This window comes from Vibrio sinaloensis (assembly GCF_000808535.1).
Classification (GTDB): Bacteria; Pseudomonadota; Gammaproteobacteria; order Enterobacterales; family Vibrionaceae; genus Vibrio; species Vibrio sinaloensis_D.
Map to the genome: position 1 here is coordinate 76,810 of NZ_JWLV01000009.1, position 17,771 is coordinate 94,580.

16 protein-coding genes are annotated in these 17,771 nt (G+C 45.9%); 6 read left to right on the top strand and 10 right to left on the bottom strand.

Features of this window, described 5'->3' with window-relative positions:
• Window position 1 precedes the first annotated feature (1 nt).
• Window positions 2-301, top strand: coding sequence for a DUF3301 domain-containing protein (locus RJ47_RS06240; protein WP_039477971.1), 300 nt, complete (start codon window positions 2-4; stop codon window positions 299-301).
• Here the strand turns inward: RJ47_RS06240 and RJ47_RS06245 are convergent.
• Window positions 249-767, bottom strand: a complete 519-nt coding sequence (locus RJ47_RS06245) for a GNAT family N-acetyltransferase (protein ID WP_038217789.1) — start codon at window positions 765-767, stop codon at window positions 249-251. The two genes, RJ47_RS06240 and RJ47_RS06245, sit on opposite strands and share 53 nt — an antisense overlap.
• A gap of 832 nt (window positions 768-1,599) precedes the next feature.
• Here RJ47_RS06245 and RJ47_RS06250 point away from each other — a divergent pair.
• The 3 genes from RJ47_RS06250 (at window position 1,600) to RJ47_RS06260 (ending at window position 4,636) form a co-directional block, all read left to right on the top strand.
• On the top strand, window positions 1,600-1,881 hold the full coding sequence (locus tag RJ47_RS06250; protein ID WP_038217792.1) for a hypothetical protein: 282 nt from the start codon (window positions 1,600-1,602) through the stop codon (window positions 1,879-1,881).
• A gap of 269 nt (window positions 1,882-2,150) precedes the next feature.
• The gene (locus RJ47_RS06255) at window positions 2,151-3,137 is read left to right on the top strand and encodes a BMP family ABC transporter substrate-binding protein (RefSeq protein WP_231565937.1); all 987 of its coding nucleotides are present in this window, start codon (window positions 2,151-2,153) and stop codon (window positions 3,135-3,137) included.
• 2 nt (window positions 3,138-3,139) lie between these two features.
• The gene (locus RJ47_RS06260; RefSeq protein ID WP_039482493.1) at window positions 3,140-4,636 is read left to right on the top strand and encodes a GGDEF domain-containing protein; all 1,497 of its coding nucleotides are present in this window, start codon (window positions 3,140-3,142) and stop codon (window positions 4,634-4,636) included.
• A 64-nt stretch (window positions 4,637-4,700) separates the two neighbouring features.
• On the opposite strand, the gene sucD is transcribed toward RJ47_RS06260, so the two are convergent.
• From sucD to sdhC, 8 genes are all read right to left on the bottom strand, one after another.
• Entirely contained in the window at window positions 4,701-5,573 is an 873-nt protein-coding gene (sucD, locus tag RJ47_RS06265) for a succinate--CoA ligase subunit alpha (protein ID WP_039482497.1), read from the bottom strand.
• Window positions 5,573-6,739 (bottom strand): ADP-forming succinate--CoA ligase subunit beta, encoded by a 1,167-nt coding sequence (gene sucC / locus RJ47_RS06270; RefSeq protein ID WP_039482501.1) that lies wholly within the window; start codon window positions 6,737-6,739, stop codon window positions 5,573-5,575. The genes sucD and sucC overlap by 1 nt, the downstream gene beginning before the upstream one ends.
• Before the next feature lie 205 nt (window positions 6,740-6,944).
• A complete protein-coding gene (odhB, locus tag RJ47_RS06275; RefSeq protein ID WP_038190006.1) occupies window positions 6,945-8,153 on the bottom strand; it encodes a 2-oxoglutarate dehydrogenase complex dihydrolipoyllysine-residue succinyltransferase in 1,209 nt (402 codons plus the stop codon).
• Between the two features lie 28 nt (window positions 8,154-8,181).
• Window positions 8,182-11,007, bottom strand: a complete 2,826-nt coding sequence (gene sucA, locus RJ47_RS06280; protein ID WP_039482503.1) for a 2-oxoglutarate dehydrogenase E1 component — start codon at window positions 11,005-11,007, stop codon at window positions 8,182-8,184.
• Between the two features lie 96 nt (window positions 11,008-11,103).
• A complete protein-coding gene (locus tag RJ47_RS06285) occupies window positions 11,104-11,814 on the bottom strand; it encodes a succinate dehydrogenase iron-sulfur subunit (protein ID WP_005476046.1) in 711 nt (236 codons plus the stop codon).
• An 18-nt stretch (window positions 11,815-11,832) separates the two neighbouring features.
• Complete coding sequence (sdhA, locus tag RJ47_RS06290; RefSeq protein WP_038190004.1) at window positions 11,833-13,599, bottom strand: succinate dehydrogenase flavoprotein subunit; 1,767 nt, start codon at window positions 13,597-13,599, stop codon at window positions 11,833-11,835.
• Window positions 13,600-13,944 carry a succinate dehydrogenase, hydrophobic membrane anchor protein gene (sdhD, locus tag RJ47_RS06295; RefSeq protein WP_038140120.1) on the bottom strand — a complete coding sequence of 115 codons (345 nt, stop codon included), beginning with the start codon at window positions 13,942-13,944 and terminating at the stop codon, window positions 13,600-13,602.
• Window positions 13,938-14,330, bottom strand: coding sequence for a succinate dehydrogenase cytochrome b556 subunit (gene sdhC / locus RJ47_RS06300; RefSeq protein WP_038140119.1), 393 nt, complete (start codon window positions 14,328-14,330; stop codon window positions 13,938-13,940). The genes sdhD and sdhC overlap by 7 nt, the downstream gene beginning before the upstream one ends.
• 397 nt (window positions 14,331-14,727) lie before the next feature.
• Between sdhC and RJ47_RS06305 the strand changes: the two genes are divergently transcribed.
• Window positions 14,728-16,017: a citrate synthase gene (locus RJ47_RS06305; protein WP_005476008.1), complete on the top strand. Its 1,290-nt coding sequence runs from the start codon at window positions 14,728-14,730 to the stop codon at window positions 16,015-16,017.
• An 82-nt stretch (window positions 16,018-16,099) separates the two neighbouring features.
• On the opposite strand, the gene RJ47_RS06310 is transcribed toward RJ47_RS06305, so the two are convergent.
• On the bottom strand, window positions 16,100-16,858 hold the full coding sequence (locus tag RJ47_RS06310; protein WP_039482506.1) for a Nif3-like dinuclear metal center hexameric protein: 759 nt from the start codon (window positions 16,856-16,858) through the stop codon (window positions 16,100-16,102).
• Between the two features lie 122 nt (window positions 16,859-16,980).
• Here RJ47_RS06310 and RJ47_RS06315 point away from each other — a divergent pair, with 122 nt between their 5' ends.
• Complete coding sequence (locus RJ47_RS06315) at window positions 16,981-17,730, top strand: DUF1853 family protein (protein WP_039482508.1); 750 nt, start codon at window positions 16,981-16,983, stop codon at window positions 17,728-17,730.
• Window positions 17,731-17,771 lie beyond the last annotated feature (41 nt).

Sequence of the window (17,771 nt, forward strand, 5' to 3'; positions counted from 1 at the left end):
TATGATCGGAGACCTCCTTGCTATTCTCACCCTTGCTATTGTCTGCTTTGCCTTTTGGCAGCAACGACGTCAGGCCGAACTGGCAAAAATGATCGCAGCAAGAAAGTGCGAGCAGATGGAGTTGCAACTGATCAGTGTGGCGTTAAAAGGCCATAAACTAAAAACGCCAGAGGGTATCTGGCGTTGGCATTCTATCTATCAGTTTGAGTTTTCATCTTTAGGTGATGACTGCTACCAAGGCTCTCTTGTTATGCAGGGATTCCACTTAACCAAGATTGACCTTCCACCGCATCGGATGTGAAAACAAACTCGTCATAAGGGCCGAATGTATCACGCTTATGTGCAGAGAACTGAAAGCCCAATTTTGTCAGCAGCTTGATAGAAGCATGATGCTCGACATTGGAGGTTGCAGATACCTGAGTCAGGTTTAAATCTCTGACTGCTTTAGGAAAAAAAGCAGCCAGTACTTCGGTCGCAATTCCCTTCCCCCAAAATGCTTTATCGAACAAATAGCCAAGCTCAGGTTTGTTGTCTAAATCACTGATGAATACATGTCCCATGTACTCGCGAGTGTGGCTATCTAATACCGCTCTGGCGTAGATATTGGGATCATGCATTACTCGTTCAAACAACTGCTTTGCAGACGACACGGTATGAGGCCCATTCATCTGAGCACGGTTTTTGGCGCAGCAATTAAGCAATAAGAAGTCTGATTGTAACGACTCGTTATAGGGGACCAATAACGAACGGCGAGTCACTATTGTCATAAGACATCCTTGTAAACAGCGTGCTGTCTATTGTTTTAATCATCACCATAGAGAACTCACATCACTAAAATGATAAACGCGAGCTATGGTAGAAAACAAAGCCGAAAAGTTATACCAACTGGACAAATATATTATTGATCTAGGTTGTTTTTTGGTCGAAGTGATAAAGAAAAAGAGTATTAAGAAAAGCCCCGACACTCACGTATCGGGGCTATAGTCTTACTCGCAGCAGTCCGGCTACAAAAGTTGCTCCATGCATCTTCCATAATAGTTGCTGATTCCATCAGCAATTTCCATTCATCGCCGTCCTAGCGGTGTCCTAATCATCCTGAAAGCCAACATTCCCCGTTAGCGCACTTCACTTGTTCCTTGAGCGGTGTCCTTGGTATCGTCCTGATACAGTCCTTCCTCTTCCAAAAGGCGTCCATCTCAATCCTTTGTCACCGATTTCCTATCGATGAACGTATCCATACAGCGTCCTTCGCATCCTGCCGATCGACTTCCTAGTCAATCAAATCTTCTTCCTGAAGATAACCGCATCCTTGGTTATTCCTATTCCCTGTCAGTATCCTTCCGACACCTTCCAATTTACTCCAACCACTGATTTAAACAATGGAGTAATGGTCATCTTTTTCTGTAACAATTGTTATACAACTCATCATTTAAATACAAATCAGATACTTAAGCTAAAATCATAAGAAAACTCTGCGTATCATTTCTGCTTGTCTTACATCATTTGTAAGAGATCTCGCACGCGCGGTTGCCAAAATTTCCATTCGCCAAATGTGGGGGGCCGCAGTAATATGAAGCCAACGATAGAAATGGAGGTAGTATGCTCACACAAAACGTAAGCCAAGAGCTCAAAGATGTATTAGAACAACTGCATCAAGAGGGAAAAGAGCCGACCGTTGCGCTAGTCAAGGCGCGCCTAACAACCTCAGTCCCTATGCCAGCCCTGATCACAACGCTCAAAAGTTGGAAGAGCTCCAAACGAGTACCAAAAGTTGAAGTGGCAGCCGCTCCGAAGACTGAGCAGGATCGCATCAGTGAGTTGGAACAACAGGTCGCCGATCTGACTAAACGAATTGCGCAACTAGAATCAAAGTTCAATTAATCGATGTCGGCTTCGCTATTGAAGCTGACATTCACGATATCTCAAATTCGAAATGCAATTCACCGCATATGCATCAATTATTTGCGATTCAGGTCATTGTTTAGCGTCACATCTGATAATAAAATCCACACTTAACTTATTAATTGCATTACTGTTTCCTAAATCTGTGATGCCTAACTTTGTGCGAAAAAGTGTGTATCAAGATGATGCGATGCGGTCATGAAATTAATCAAACATCAATCCCCCATTATTTCATTCGGTTGAAACCCTTGTTTCTCCTATTTTCGCTGTGTCTGTCATTGGTGACTTCGGCAGTCGCAAGCGATGACAACTTTAAGCCAGTTGTATTGTTCCAAGGTGAGGTTCAGCCTGGTTCATACCTGCAGCTGATCGAGCAAGGCGTGGCAAGGTTCGAGCAAAACACTGGGATTTTGGTTAAGCGAATTCATTTAAAACCCAATAATGAGAAATATTTAGCTGAACTCGAGCAGGCCGCCAAGGACGGATTGAGTCCAATCATCGTCCAAGAATCGAACATCATCACAACCTTTCCTGATGTGGCCCTGCGTTATCCGTCTACACGGTTTATTTCGCTCGATGTCGCCTATCACGTACCCAATATCCTCGGCCTTACTTTCAGCCATGCGGAAGGAGCCTATGTCATTGGCTACCTAGCCGGTCGTAAGACTGAAAGCAATAAGCTTGGTTTTGTCGGTGGTGTGGATGTTGATGTCATCAATCAGTTTCGCTGCGGCTTTGAACTCGGTGCTCAAGATGCCAACCCGCTAGCAACGGTTGATGCGCAATATATAAACAAAGGCGCATTCTCTTGGGAAGATACTCAAGGGGCTGAGACCATCACTCAATCCTTGTTAGACCAGGGAGTTGACGTAATCTTCCCTGTGGCGGGGTTCGCAAGTTTAAGTGTGGTTGAAACCATTAAAAACAGTGGCCACGGCTTTAGTTTCGGGGTTGATTACGACTACTCTCAACGCTACCCAGAAACAACCCTAGCGTCGATGGAGAAGAAGGTGGACCTAGCCGTTTACGCCGCTCTAATGCAACTCAAAAATGGTATTTGGAATGGAAACCAGAAAAAATTTGGCGTGAAACAGGACGTTATCTCTATCTCGTTAAATCAAGACAATCCAAACTTAAGCGAAGACGACAAGCAAGCGGTTAAGAACATCTTGCTCGATCTCAAAGGAAAAAGCAGCGTCATCTCTCAACGAATTGACCAGCGCTGTGCCAGCTAAAGATGAAAAATCTATACTCTTACGTCATTAAGAACTATTTATTGCTGACCACCATCCCATTCTTCATTTTCGGCGGGTTGGATATCGCAAACGATATCTACTTCACCCACAATGTGGAGAATGCACAATATCAGCGGGTTATCGCTCAACAACAAACCGATTCAAAACGGGCACTACTAAACTTCGACTTACTGGAAGCCGAGCTCGTCGCAACGCGTATTTCTCAGCTCGATTACATCGTCTCAGTTACGCTCGACTCCTATCAATACGGGATGAAAATGGCGGAGATTATCAACTCCAACTCAACCAGAGGTGTCCCTCTTTACTACCCTATATTTGATGATCAACGTCAACAGATCGGCCAGCTCATCGTCGTCAAAGATTATTCAGCCTATTACACTCAAGTAATCTATAATGTGCTTCCTAGGGCTATCGGCTTTTTAGTTATCTTATGCGCTATCTCACTGCTGTTTAGCCGAATACTCACTTCTGCACTCAAAAAACCATTTTTAGACTTACAGCGGTTCGCCCTGCAGATCGCAAGTGGTGACTACCAAACACCTTCGAAAACCGACTCCAGCTTTGTTGAGATCACCAATATATTCCGCGCGTTAGAGACGATGCGTGCAAAGTTAAAAGAATCAATCAGCAAGCTAACATTGAGCGAAGAACGTTATTCACGCACCTATAATTTGACCCAAGTCTGCTTGTTCGTTGTCAACGTAAAGCATGGAAAGATCGTACGTTCAAACCAAAAGTTCAATCAGGTACTCGAGCGAATCCCTCAATCAGTCAGGCAATCAGCACTTCAGCACTTCATTGATGAACTGCTTACCTGCGCCTCTACCGAGAGCTTTCGACATTCACTCGACGTGGGTGGTAAACAACGATACTTTCAAATCAACCGAAGTGATATCTACAACCATGAAATTGAGTGCTCAGCGCTCGACATCACCGAACTGGTGACCGCAAAGCAGACTTTGGAGTCGCAGCTGGTTACAGATGTACTTACGCAAGTACCTAATCGCTATCGTTTTAATCAATTAATCTGGCGAGTGAACAACGGTGAGCTAAATACGGTCACGGTTCTAATGATTGACCTGAATGGCTTTAAGCAGATTAATGATACTTACGGACACGCCGCTGGTGACCATCTGCTGGTAGAAATCGCCAAGCGCATAAAGCAACAACTTAAGCTGTCGACTCAAACGGTATATAGACTTGGAGGTGATGAGTTCGTCGTAACCGTCCACGATTCAATCACAAGAGATGAAGTACAAGATCTCGCCATGAGAATCCAAGCAGTGTGCAGCCAGCCCGTTCAGTACATAAACAAAAGCTTTAGCGTTAGCCTAAGTATTGGTGTCGAAAGTTTTAACAGCGACATTCATCTCGACTTAGAGCGTTGCCTAAATAATGCCGACGCCGCAATGTATTTAGCAAAAACGAGCAAAACAGGTATTGTTTACGCCAGTGAACACCCTGAAAACTCCTTTTAGAAGTCAGAGTCGACGATCAAAAAAGGCTTGGTCAGACCAAGCCTTTGTTTACTAATAGGTTTGATTACCAACCTGTGATTTCACGTAGACCTTTACCGATGTCCGCTAGAGACTTCACGGTCTTAACGCCTGCTGCTTCTAGAGCTGAAAACTTGTCTTCCGCTGTACCTTTACCACCAGAGATGATTGCACCAGCGTGGCCCATACGTTTACCTGGAGGAGCAGTCACACCTGCAATGTAAGAAACCACTGGCTTGGTGACGTTCTCTTTAATGAACGCTGCGGCTTCTTCTTCCGCTGTACCACCGATTTCGCCAATCATTACGATTGCTTCTGTTTCAGGGTCTTCTTGGAATAACTTCAGGATGTCGATGAAGTTTGAACCAGGGATTGGGTCACCACCAATACCAACACAAGTAGACTGACCGAAACCTTCGTCTGTCGTCTGCTTAACTGCTTCATACGTTAGCGTACCTGAGCGTGAAACGATACCCACTTTACCTTTCTTGTGGATATGACCAGGCATGATACCAATCTTACACTCGTCTGGAGTGATTAGACCCGGACAGTTAGGACCGATCATGCGAACGCCAGTCTCTTCTAGCTTAACTTTCACATCGATCATGTCTGTTGTAGGGATACCTTCCGTGATTGTTACGATAAGCTCAATGCCTGCATCAATCGCTTCTAGGATTGCATCTTTACAGAAAGGTGCTGGTACGTAGATTACCGTCGCTGTTGCGCCAGTTGCTTCAACAGCTTCACGTACTGTGTTGAATACAGGTAGACCTAGGTGCGTTTGACCGCCTTTACCTGGAGAAACACCACCTACCATTTGCGTACCGTATGCGATAGCTTGCTCAGAGTGGAAAGTACCTTGACCACCAGTGAAACCCTGACAGATTACTTTCGTGTCTTTGTTAATTAGTACAGACATTATTTGCCCTCCGCAGCAGCAACAACTTTCTGAGCTGCGTCAGTTAGTGACTCAGCTGCAATGATATCAACATCAGAATTAGCAAGAACTTCGCGACCTAGGTCTGCGTTAGTACCTTCTAGACGAACAACGACTGGTACGCTTACGCCTACCTCTTTAACCGCACCGATGATACCTTCAGCGATCATGTCACAACGCACGATACCACCGAAGATGTTGACGAGTACTGCTTTTACATTGTCATCAGATAGGATGATCTTGAATGCTTCAGCTACACGCTCTTTGGTTGCGCCGCCACCTACATCTAGGAAGTTAGCTGGCTTGCCGCCGTGTAGGTTTACGATATCCATCGTACCCATTGCTAGGCCAGCACCGTTAACCATACAGCCAACATTTCCGTCTAGTGCTACGTAGTTCAGCTCCCACTGAGCTGCGTGCGCTTCACGCTCATCTTCTTGCGAAGGATCGTGCATTTCACGTAGCTTAGGCTGACGGTACATCGCGTTAGAGTCGATGTTGATCTTACCGTCAAGACAAAGAAGGTTGCCTTCACCAGTAATAACAAGAGGGTTGATCTCTAGTAGAGCAAGATCGTACTGAGAGAACATGTTGCCAAGACCCATGAAGATCTTCACAAATTGTTTGATTTGGTCGCCTTCAAGACCTAATTTGAACGCAAGTTTACGGCCTTGGTAAGCTTGAGGGCCGACTAGTGGATCGATAGCTGCTTTGTGAATCAACTCTGGAGTTTCTTCTGCAACTTTCTCGATTTCTACACCACCTTCAGTAGAAGCCATGAATACAACTTTACGCGTAGCACGGTCAACAACAGCACCTAGGTAAAGTTCGTTCGCAATGTTTGACGCTTCTTCAACTAGGATTTTTGTTACAGGCTGGCCGTTTGCATCTGTTTGGTAAGTCACTAGATTTTTACCTAGCCACTTCTGTGCGAACTCTTTCACGCCGTCTTTAGTGTCGTGTAGCTCTACGCCACCCGCTTTACCACGTCCACCAGCGTGAACCTGACATTTAACGACTTTTTTCTCTGTAGAGATACGACCCGCCGCTTCAAAAGCTTCTTGAGGTGTATCACACGCGTAACCTTCCGGTACAGGCAAACCGAATTCTGCAAACAGCTGTTTGGCTTGGTATTCATGCAAATTCATTTTGATATTCCGTTTATTTTCCCTTAAGGGATTATTATTTCCATAACGCCGCTATGTTGCGGGCGTCTGTAGGGTCTTCTCAAATAAATCACTAATTATTTCAACAACAAATAGTGACTCAAGTGAAGGCCAGACGCTGAGCCAGTCTAGCCTTTGAAACTATCGAACGTCTAGTTACCAACGGCAACTAGACGTTTTAGCGATATTAAACGTCTAATAGCAGACGTGCTGGATCTTCTAGTAGCTCTTTAATGGTTACTAAGAAGCCCACTGACTCACGGCCATCGATTAGACGGTGGTCGTAAGATAACGCTAGGTACATCATAGGTAGAATTTCTACTTTGCCATCAACTGCCATAGGACGTTCTTGGATCTTGTGCATGCCAAGAATTGCAGATTGCGGCGGGTTGATGATTGGCGTAGACATAAGTGAACCAAATACACCACCATTAGTGATAGTGAAGTTACCACCCATGAGTTCATCAACCGTTAGCTTGCCGTCACGTCCTTTGATTGCTAGCTCTTTGATGCCTTTCTCTACGTCAGCAAAACCTAGTGTGTCGCAGTCTTTCAGTACTGGCGTTACTAGACCACGTGGCGTAGATACTGCCATGCTGATGTCGAAGTAGTTGTGGTAAACAATATCATCACCGTCGATAGACGCGTTCACTTCTGGGTAGCGTTTTAGTGCTTCCGTTACCGCTTTCACGTAGAAAGACATAAAGCCTAGACGAATACCGTGACGCTCTTCGAACTGGTCTTTGTACTGCTTACGAAGGTCCATGATTGGCTTCATATTCACTTCGTTAAACGTCGTTAGCATTGCCGTGTTGTTCTTCGCTTCTAGAAGACGGTTTGCAACAGTCTTACGTAGGCGAGTCATTGGTACACGTTTTTGGCTACGAGCTGCTGCTGGAGCTTCTACTGCCGCAGGAGCTTCTGCTTTAGGCGCCGCTTTTGCATTCGCTATGTGAGCTTCAATATCTTCACGAGTAATACGACCACCCACACCAGTGCCTTTCACTTGGCTAGCTTCTAGGCTATGTTCAGCTAGAAGACGGCGAACCGCTGGGCTTAACGCATCGTTGCTTTCTTCAGTTAGAGACGCTTTGTGGCGCTTATCTGGAGACGCTTCTGTTGATTCAGTTGTGTCCGTCGTAGGCTCGCCGGCAACTGCACCTGGTTTAAGCTTAGCGATTAGCTGCTTAGAAAGTACTGTCGCGCCTTCTTCCTCGATGATTGCTTCAAGTACGCCCGCTTCTGGAGCTGGTACTTCAAGTACAACTTTGTCTGTTTCGATATCAACCAGAACTTCATCACGCTCTACCGTGTCGCCTGGTTGTTTGTGCCATGTCGCTACCGTAGCGTCAGCGACAGATTCAGGTAAATCTGGAACCAGAATTTCAATTGTCATATCGGTTTCTTCCTTTAACTTCTAGTTCTTAGTCCGAAGTTTTTGTATTCACGTTTAGTGCGTCTTCAACTAACGCTTTCTGTTGTTTCAAGTGTACTGACATGTAACCTACTGCAGGTGATGCTGATGCTGGACGACCAGCGTATTTAAGATCTGCACCTGCTGGAATGGCAGCACGGAAGTTATGTTGGCTACAGTACCAAGCACCCTGGTTTTGAGGCTCTTCTTGACACCATACAAAGTCTTCTACATTGGTGTACTGTTCGATCGCCGCTTTCACTTCATCCATCGGGAATGGGTATAGCTGCTCAATACGAACAATTGCCACATCGTCTTGCTCATTATTGCGACGCTGTTCTAGTAGATCGAAGTAAACCTTACCTGAACAGAACACAACACGTTTCACTTTCGATGCGTCCAAGCTGTCGATTTCTGGAATCGCTGGTTGGAATGTACCTTCCGCCAGCTCCTCTAATGTCGACGTACACAGTGGGTGACGAAGCAGTGACTTAGGTGACATAACAACCAGTGGTCGACGCATTGGGCGAACAACCTGGCGGCGAATCATGTGGTAAACCTGAGCCGGAGTTGATGGTACAACAACCTGCATGTTTTGCTCAGCACACAACTGAAGGTAGCGCTCTAAACGTGCGGATGAGTGCTCAGGACCTTGACCTTCATAACCGTGAGGGAGCAACATCGTTAGACCACATAGACGTGCCCACTTCTGCTCACCAGACGAGATGAATTGGTCAATCACCACCTGTGCACCGTTGGCAAAATCACCAAATTGCGCTTCCCAAATGGTTAAACCGCCCGGCTCAGCCGTTGCGTAACCATACTCGAATGCGAGAACCGCTTCTTCAGACAATACAGAGTCAAAAACTTGGAAAGGACCTTGTTTGTCATGGATATTTGCCAGTGGAATGTAAGTACTTGCATCATTCTGGTTGTGAAGTACAGAGTGGCGATGGAAGAATGTACCACGCCCAGAATCCTGACCCGAGATACGAATACGCTTGCCATCGTCGACAAGTGTCGCATACGCCAACGTTTCAGCCATACCCCAGTCAATCGCTTTTTCACCACTAACCATCGCTTTGCGATCATTGTAGAGCTTGTTAACTCGACTTTGCAGCTTGTGACTCTCTGGGTAGTTACACAAGCGTTGACCAAGCTCAACTAAGCGGGTTGTATCAAACTTGCTGTTCCACTCTACGTCCCAGTCATGCCCTAAGTATGGAGACCAGTCAACCGAATGCAGAGCCATCGGACGCCACTCTTTAACCACGACTTCACCATGATCAAGGGCATCACGATACTCGTTGACAAGTTGAGTAGCGGTATCGATACCGAGAACACCTTTTTCCATCAGCACATCAGCGTATAGCTTGCGTGGTGTTGGGTGCTTCTTAATCTTCTGGTACATCAGAGGCTGAGTCGCATTAGGCTCATCCGCTTCATTGTGGCCGTGACGGCGATAACATACCAGATCGATCACAACATCACGCTTGAACTCATTTCGGTAATCCAGCGCGATACGAGTAACAAAAGCAACCGCCTCTGGATCATCGGCATTCACGTGGAAAATCGGTGCCTGTACCATCTTAGCGATGTCAGTACAGTACATGGTCGATCGGGTGTCATTAGGATTGGAGGTTGTGAAACCAACTTGGTTGTTCACAACGATACGCACAGTACCACCAACACAGAAACCACGCGCTTGCGACATATTGAATGTCTCTTGCACAACCCCTTGACCCGCTATTGCAGAGTCACCGTGAATGGTAATTGGTAGAACTGTACTGCCTGTCGTGTCGCCTAAACGGTCTTGGCGTGCACGAACTGAACCAATAACTACTGGGTTTACAATTTCAAGGTGAGACGGGTTAAACGCTAACGCTAAGTGAACATCACCACCTGGCGTTGCGAAATCCGCAGAGAAACCTTGGTGATACTTAACGTCACCCGTACCCCACGTTTCATCGTGCTTACCAGCAAACTCGTCGAATAGGTCTTGTGGTTTCTTGCCCAACACGTTAACCAACATGTTCAGGCGTCCACGGTGAGCCATACCGATAACCACTTCGCGCATTCCACTCGCACCCGCGTGACGAATCAACTCTTTCGTCATCGGAATCAGCGCATCACCGCCTTCTAATGAGAATCGCTTCGCACCCGGAAATTTTGCACCTAGGTAACGTTCTAGGCCTTCAGCTGCTGTCAGCTCATCTAGGAAGGTTTGCTTTTCTTCATTAGTAAAAGAAGGCTGACCAACTACAGACTCTAAACGTTGCTGGATCCAACGCTTCTGCTCTGTGTCTGTCATGTGCATGTACTCTGCACCAATAGAACCACAGTAGGTTTTTTTAAGAGCTGAATAGATATCTTTCAACGGCATGGTCTCTTGGCCAACGGCAAAAGAACCTACGTTGAAAGTTTCTTCGAGGTCATCTTCGGTAAGATTGTGGAATGCTGGGTCAAGCTCCGCCACAGGTGGGCGTTGCCATAAACCAAGAGGGTCAAGCTGTGCCGCTTCGTGTCCTCGGAATCGGTAAGCATTGATTAATTGGAGTACTTTTACTTGTTTAGCGTCGACATCTGGATCACTAACCTGGACACTGTAATGCTTTGTTTCTTGAGCGAGTCGTCGGAAGTAGTCACGGACACGCGAATGTGGTTGTTCAACCACTTCTTCTGATGGCTTAGGTAAACCATCAAATACGCGTTTCCACTCCTCACTTACCAGATCGGGGTCACTTAGATACAGTTCGTAGAGGTCCTCTACATACGTTGCATTGGCGCCAGCCAAGTGTGAAGACTCGAGCCATGCCTTCATCACGCCGTTGTGCATATTTTCCCTTAACCAGTAGTTTTCACGTTTGCTTCGGTCTTATGCCGAGCTATTAAGAGCCGACCCGTTGGTGGGTCGGCAATTTTTGTTGTTAAATTAGACGGAGCGGTTTACCAGCATTGTCTTGATGTGGCCAATAGCTTTCGTCGGATTTAGCCCCTTAGGACAAACACTTACACAATTCATGATGCCGTGGCAACGGAAAACGCTAAATGCGTCATCAAGATTTGACAAACGTTCATCTGTCGCGGTATCTCGGCTATCAATTAGCCAACGATACGCTGCAAGTAGACCCGCAGGGCCGATAAATTTGTCCGGGTTCCACCAGAAAGATGGGCAAGATGTTGTACAACATGCACACATGATACATTCATACAATCCATCTAAGTGAGCACGCTCATCTGGTGTTTGTAGATTCTCTCGTGAAGGTGGCAACGCACCATCATCCATCAAGAATGGCTTAACTTTCGCATAGTTATCATAGAACTGTGTCATGTCAACGATAAGATCACGCACAACAGGTAAGCCTGGTAGTGGACGAATCACTATCTTGTCTGCTTTTAGTGCAGAGAGTGGCGTGATACACGCTAGGCCATTTTTACCATTCATGTTCAAACCATCTGAACCACATACACCTTCACGGCAAGAGCGACGGAATGAAATGCTCGGATCTTGCTCTTTAAGCAGAATCAAAGCATCCAATAGCATCATGTCCGAACCTTCTTCTACCTCAAGCGTGTAGTCTTTCATGTAAGGCTTTTGGTCGACATCCGGATTGTAGCGGTACAAAGAGAAATTCAGTTTCATAATTATGTCCTCCTTTCCTTAGTACGTACGAGCTTTTGGCGGGAATGCGTCACGATGAACAGGTTCCATGTTCACGTCGCGTTTCGCCATCGCTTCTGTTTCCGGATTGTAAATCGAGTGACATAACCACTGCGCGTCATCACGATCTGGGAAGTCAAAACGAGCGTGAGCACCACGGCTTTCTGTACGGTAGTTTGCCGCTACAGCCGTTGCGTAAGCTGTTTCCATCAGGTTTTCAAGCTCTAGACATTCAATACGTTGAGTGTTGAACTCTGTCGATTTGTCCGCAAGGTGTGCGTTTTTCAGACGTTCACGAATCACTTTTAGCTCTTCTAGACCTTTAGCCATTGCGTCACCCTCACGGAATACCGAGAAGTTGTTCTGCATACACTGCTGTAGATCTTTACGGATTTGCGCTGGGTCTTCACCTTCAGTGCTGTTTTCCCAACGGTTGTAACGCTCTAGAGAACGCTCAATATCGGCTTCAGTCGCTGGTTTCGCATCCGCTTGTTTCGCTAGCGTTTCGCCAAGGTGTAAACCTGTTGCACGGCCGAACACCACTAAGTCAAGTAGCGAGTTGCCACCCAGACGGTTTGCGCCATGTACTGATACAGAGGCAATCTCACCACAAGCGAATAAGCCTTGAACTTCGACATCTGCGCCAGCTTCGTCTTGCTTAATCGCTTGACCTGATACTTGCGTTGGAATGCCACCCATCATGTAGTGACAAGTAGGGATTACTGGAATTGGCTCTTTCACTGGGTCAACGTGTGCGAAGGTACGCGACAGTTCACAAACACCCGGTAGGCGTGACTCAAGCGTCTCTTTACCCAAGTGATCCAGTTTCAGTTTAATGTGAGGACCCCAAGGGCCATCGCAGCCGCGACCTTCACGGATTTCGATCATCATTGAACGTGCTACCACGTCACGACCTGCAAGGTCTTTTGCGTTAGGCGCGTAACGCTCCATGAAGCGCTCGCCATCTTTGTTAAGAAGGTAACCACCTTCACCACGACAACCTTCTGTAACAAGAACACCCGCACCAGCGATACCAGTTGGGTGGAACTGCCACATTTCCATGTCTTGCATTGGAACACCCGCACGTAGCGCCATACCAACACCGTCACCCGTGTTAATGTGAGCATTAGTGGTAGACGCGTAAATACGACCGGCACCGCCAGTCGCAAGAACTGTCGCTTTAGACTTGAAGTAACAAACTTCACCGGTTTCCATACTAAGAGCCGTACAGCCAAGCACAGCACCATCTTCATTCTTAACTAGATCAAGCGCATACCATTCAGAAAAGATCGTTGTCTTGTGCTTGATATTTTGTTGGTACAACGTGTGAAGAAGCGCGTGACCTGTACGGTCAGCAGCCGCTGCAGTGCGAGCCGCTTGCTCACCACCAAAGTTCTTAGACTGCCCGCCGAATGGGCGTTGATAGATCTTACCATTGTCGAAGCGTGAAAATGGGAGACCCATTCTCTCTAGTTCGATGACAGATTCTGGACCGTTCTTACACATGTACTCGATCGCATCCTGATCACCAATGTAATCAGAACCTTTGACTGTATCGTACATGTGCTGTTCCCAGTGGTCTTCGTGCGCATTACCTAGCGCTACCGTAATACCACCTTGAGCTGAAACTGTGTGTGAACGGGTTGGAAATACTTTTGAGAGCAATGCACATGAAAGGCCTTGCTCAGAGATTTGCAGTGCAGCACGCATACCTGCACCACCTGCGCCGATTACTACGGCATCAAATTCACGAACTGGAATAGACACTTACGCACCCCACAAAATAAATAGACCAGAGAAGAAATAACCTAACAACACAGCAATCACACCGAGTTGGAGGCCACCACGAAGCTTCGCGCATTTAATGTAATCCGTCAGTACCTGCCATAAGCCTATCCAAGCGTGGATAAGTACTGAAACCAGCGCTAGCATCGTGAACACTTTAGTGAACGTGCCACCAAAGAACTGAGTCCAAGATACGTAAGAAATATCTGTGAAAGCACAAAAGCTAACCAGATAAATAGTGTAAAGTGTCATGATGATCGCAGTAGCACGAATCAGTAAGAAATCGTGCACGCCATTACGACCAAAAGATGAAATATGTTTTACCACACCATGATCCCCGCTAATAATGACAATACGGCTGTCGCTGCGAATGCAACCTTAGCGCTCATTGCGCCAGATTCCAGCTCTTCAAAATGACCGAGATCCATCAACAAGTGACGGATACCACCAGCAATGTGGTAGGCCAATGCCGTTAGGATTCCCCACAAGATAAACTTCACAAAGAAGCCATCTACGATGTCGACTGCTTCTGCATAACCGACAGGGGAAGATAAGGATATGGATAGTAACCAAAGTAGGATCCCGACCGCGACAAACGTAATTACACCGGAGACACGGTGTAAGATAGATGCGATTGCTGTGATCGGAAAGCGGATGGTCTGTAAATCTAAATTAACAGGTCTTGACTTTCTTTCTTTCACGGGCTTGCTCACTCAGCTCCATTGAGCATTTATAGTTATGAACGAATTTTGGTTGCAAAACCTGCAAAAGTTAACATTTACTTAACAATTAACCCTCATATTGGACCGGGTATTTTGTAAAATATTTGTTAACAACAAGACTAAAAACTTCACCTCACATTTGTTTCAAGCCTTGAATTTATTAGGTTTCCACCAAAATTTACTGCGCCACTATACGGCTGGCAACATTCTAATACAATTGATGTAACAATTTTTGCTACACAGCACAGATTTTTAACCTTACGTGTTCAAAAAATCATAACAAGTGCACACATCAGAGGAGAGAAATTGACTTTGATAACGAATACACGTACAAAAATGTCACACAAACATCCTGGACGGATTAAATAATAAAACAAAGGAGATTGTTATGGCGGATAAGAAAGCTACCCTTCATGTTGAAGGTCAAGCGCCAATCGAACTGCCAATTATGGAAGGTGCCCTAGGTACACCTGTAATTGACGTTCGTAAACTTGGAGCGAATGGATTTTTCACTTTTGACCCAGGTTTTCTTGCCACTGCATCTTGTGAATCTCAAATCACCTACATCGATGGCGGCAAAGGTATTCTTTTGCACCGCGGTTACCCGATTGATCAGTTAGCTAATAATGCTGATTATTTAGAAGTGTGTTACATCCTTCTTTATGGTGAAGCCCCTACCCGTGAACAATACGAGCAATTCAAAACGACAGTAACGCGCCATACAATGGTACATGAGCAAATCGCAAGCTTCTTCCATGGCTTCCGTCGCGACGCTCACCCAATGGCAGTTATGTGTGGTGTGGTTGGCGCACTCGCTGCGTTTTATCACGATTCACTAGACATCAACAATGACGAGCACCGTGAAATTGCGGCATATCGTCTATTATCGAAAATGCCTACACTGGCAGCGATGTGTTACAAGTACTCTATCGGCCAACCATTTATCTACCCTCGCAACGACCTAAGCTACGCAGAGAACTTCCTACATATGATGTTCGCAAATCCTTGTGAAGAGTATGAAGTTAACCCTGTTGTTGCTCAGGCAATGGATAAAATCTTCACGCTACACGCGGATCACGAGCAAAACGCATCTACGTCTACGGTTCGTTTGTCTGGCTCTTCAGGCGCTAACCCATTCGCATGTATCGCTGCAGGTATCGCTTCGCTATGGGGTCCTGCGCACGGTGGTGCTAATGAAGCATGTCTGAAGATGCTTGAAGAAATCGGCAGCGTGGAAAACATTCCTGAGTATGTTGAGCGCGCGAAAGACAAAGATGACCCGTTCCGCCTAATGGGATTTGGTCACCGTGTTTACAAAAACTACGACCCACGTGCTACGGTAATGCGTGAAACTTGTCACCAAGTACTGAAAGAGCTCAATATCAAAGATCCACTACTAGACGTCGCGATGGAACTTGAGCGTATCGCACTTTCTGACGATTACTTCGTGTCTAAGAAACTCTACCCGAACGTAGATTTCTACTCAGGTATCATCCTTAAAGCGATCGGTATTCCCGTATCAATGTTTACCGTGATCTTCGCTATTTCTCGTACTATCGGTTGGATTGCACACTGGAACGAAATGCACAGTGATCCTCTAAACCGCATCGGTCGTCCACGTCAGCTTTACACTGGTGAAGTACAACGTGACTTCCAGCCTATTCATGAACGTGAATAATCGCTAACAAGTAACTAAAAAAGGGTTGATGTGCAAACATCAACCCTTTCTTTTATCTTCAACATTCAAGAATATCTTGGCCCTATACGGGATTATCAATATCTATAAACTCAACATCCAAGCCATGTACATCTGCCAACCACTCGCCTAACGCTTTCACACCGTATCGCTCAGTCGCATGATGACCCGCGGAGAAATAATGGATACCCATTTCACGTGCCGTGTATGTAGTACGTTCCGAGATCTCACCTGAAATAAAGGCATCTAACCCCTGCTGAACAGCTAGCTCAATAAAATCTTGACCACCACCAGTACACCAACCTACGGTTTCGATCATTTTATCCGCCCCTTCGGGAACAATATGTAATGGCGCACGTTGCAACACCTTGTTGATACGCTCAGCAAATTCTTCACCAGAAATAGCCGTCTTGAGACGACCATACATGGCAACAGATTGAGGGTGCCCTTCCATCCCTCCTTCCACTTGAATATCTAGCAGCCTTGCCAGCTCCGCATTGTTACCCAGCTCAGGGTGGATATCCAACGGCAAGTGATAGCCAAACAAGTTGATATCATTTTTAATCAAGGTACGAATACGCTTGCCCTTCATACCGCGGATAGGTTCAGGTTCACCCTTCCAAAAATAGCCATGATGAACTAACAGCGCGTCAGCATTGAGCTCAACTGCTTTATCAATTAATGCCTGCGAAGCCGTCACGCCGGTTACGATCTTTCTTATCTGCTCCTTCCCTTCCACCTGCAAACCGTTCGGTGCATAATCTTTGATTAGCTGTGGAGAGAGCTTCTCGTTAAGGATTCTTTCTAATTGCAAGTTGTTCATGACAGCTTCCATCTAATTGCTAACATTGTGCTTTATCTTAGTGAGCAAAGTGTATTCGAACCATAGCAACCTTACCAGCACCTCGCTACAATACCGGTGTTTGAGTAGATGTAGGTTTAAGGATGAACGCTTTAGAACGTTTTTATCACTGGGTCCATGAGACGCCGTCACTGTTTGAGATAACACCACCATTTGTCGACATCAAAGCACTGAATATCACTCCTCTAACACAAGATGATTATCTGGGGAACCCTCGACTCGGTTTCATCTATCAACACCTATGCACAGAGCTCTTAAGGAATAGCGAAGAGTACTCGCTGCTAGAAGAAGAGATTCAAATCAACAAAACGTCAGGCCAAACATTAGGGGCGATTGATCTCATTTTAAAAAACCGTCAATGCCAACAAAATGAACATTGGGAAGTCGCCATCAAGTTTTACTTGCTACACCAAGGGATCTGGTATGGTCCTAATGCTCATGATCAACTCGATAAAAAGCTCGCTAGGATGCTCTCTCATCAACTAAAAATGAGCGCTTCCCCTGAGTTCCTTGAACAGTACCCTCACTACTCTGGTCTCACTGAGCGTCTGCTAATTCAAGGGCGGCTATATATCAATCCTTTTTCGCCAGAGACAACTCCGAAAGAGTGCCTAGGGCTTACGATAAACCCTAGCCAAATTACTGGTTATTGGTGCTATCAAAGTCAATGGGATCTGATAGACGAACCGCTCTATGAACTCGAAAAGCCGCTTTGGGCTATTGGTTTGGAAGAATTCAATACCCCAATCGACAAACCCAATGGACGATTTGTTCATGCTCAGACCCAAGGTGGTCAATTTTGGTTTGTTGTGCCTGATAGTTGGCCAAATTAAAGATATAAAAAAGGGCTGACAATTGTCAGCCCTTAACAAAA

Excerpts from the sequence above, each read along its gene's own strand:
- RJ47_RS06240 (WP_039477971.1), top strand. The coding sequence starts at position 2 with ATGATCGGAGACCTCCTTGCTATTCTCACCCTTGCTATTGTCTGCTTT.
- RJ47_RS06245 (WP_038217789.1), bottom strand. The coding sequence starts at position 767 with ATGACAATAGTGACTCGCCGTTCGTTATTGGTCCCCTATAACGAGTCG.
- RJ47_RS06250 (WP_038217792.1), top strand. The coding sequence starts at position 1,600 with ATGCTCACACAAAACGTAAGCCAAGAGCTCAAAGATGTATTAGAACAA.
- RJ47_RS06260 (WP_039482493.1), top strand. The coding sequence starts at position 3,140 with ATGAAAAATCTATACTCTTACGTCATTAAGAACTATTTATTGCTGACC.
- sucD (WP_039482497.1), bottom strand. The coding sequence starts at position 5,573 with ATGTCTGTACTAATTAACAAAGACACGAAAGTAATCTGTCAGGGTTTC.
- sucC (WP_039482501.1), bottom strand. The coding sequence starts at position 6,739 with ATGAATTTGCATGAATACCAAGCCAAACAGCTGTTTGCAGAATTCGGT.
- odhB (WP_038190006.1), bottom strand. The coding sequence starts at position 8,153 with ATGACAATTGAAATTCTGGTTCCAGATTTACCTGAATCTGTCGCTGAC.
- sucA (WP_039482503.1), bottom strand. The coding sequence starts at position 11,007 with ATGCACAACGGCGTGATGAAGGCATGGCTCGAGTCTTCACACTTGGCT.
- RJ47_RS06285 (WP_005476046.1), bottom strand. The coding sequence starts at position 11,814 with ATGAAACTGAATTTCTCTTTGTACCGCTACAATCCGGATGTCGACCAA.
- RJ47_RS06305 (WP_005476008.1), top strand. The coding sequence starts at position 14,728 with ATGGCGGATAAGAAAGCTACCCTTCATGTTGAAGGTCAAGCGCCAATC.
- RJ47_RS06310 (WP_039482506.1), bottom strand. The coding sequence starts at position 16,858 with ATGAACAACTTGCAATTAGAAAGAATCCTTAACGAGAAGCTCTCTCCA.
- RJ47_RS06315 (WP_039482508.1), top strand. The coding sequence starts at position 16,981 with ATGAACGCTTTAGAACGTTTTTATCACTGGGTCCATGAGACGCCGTCA.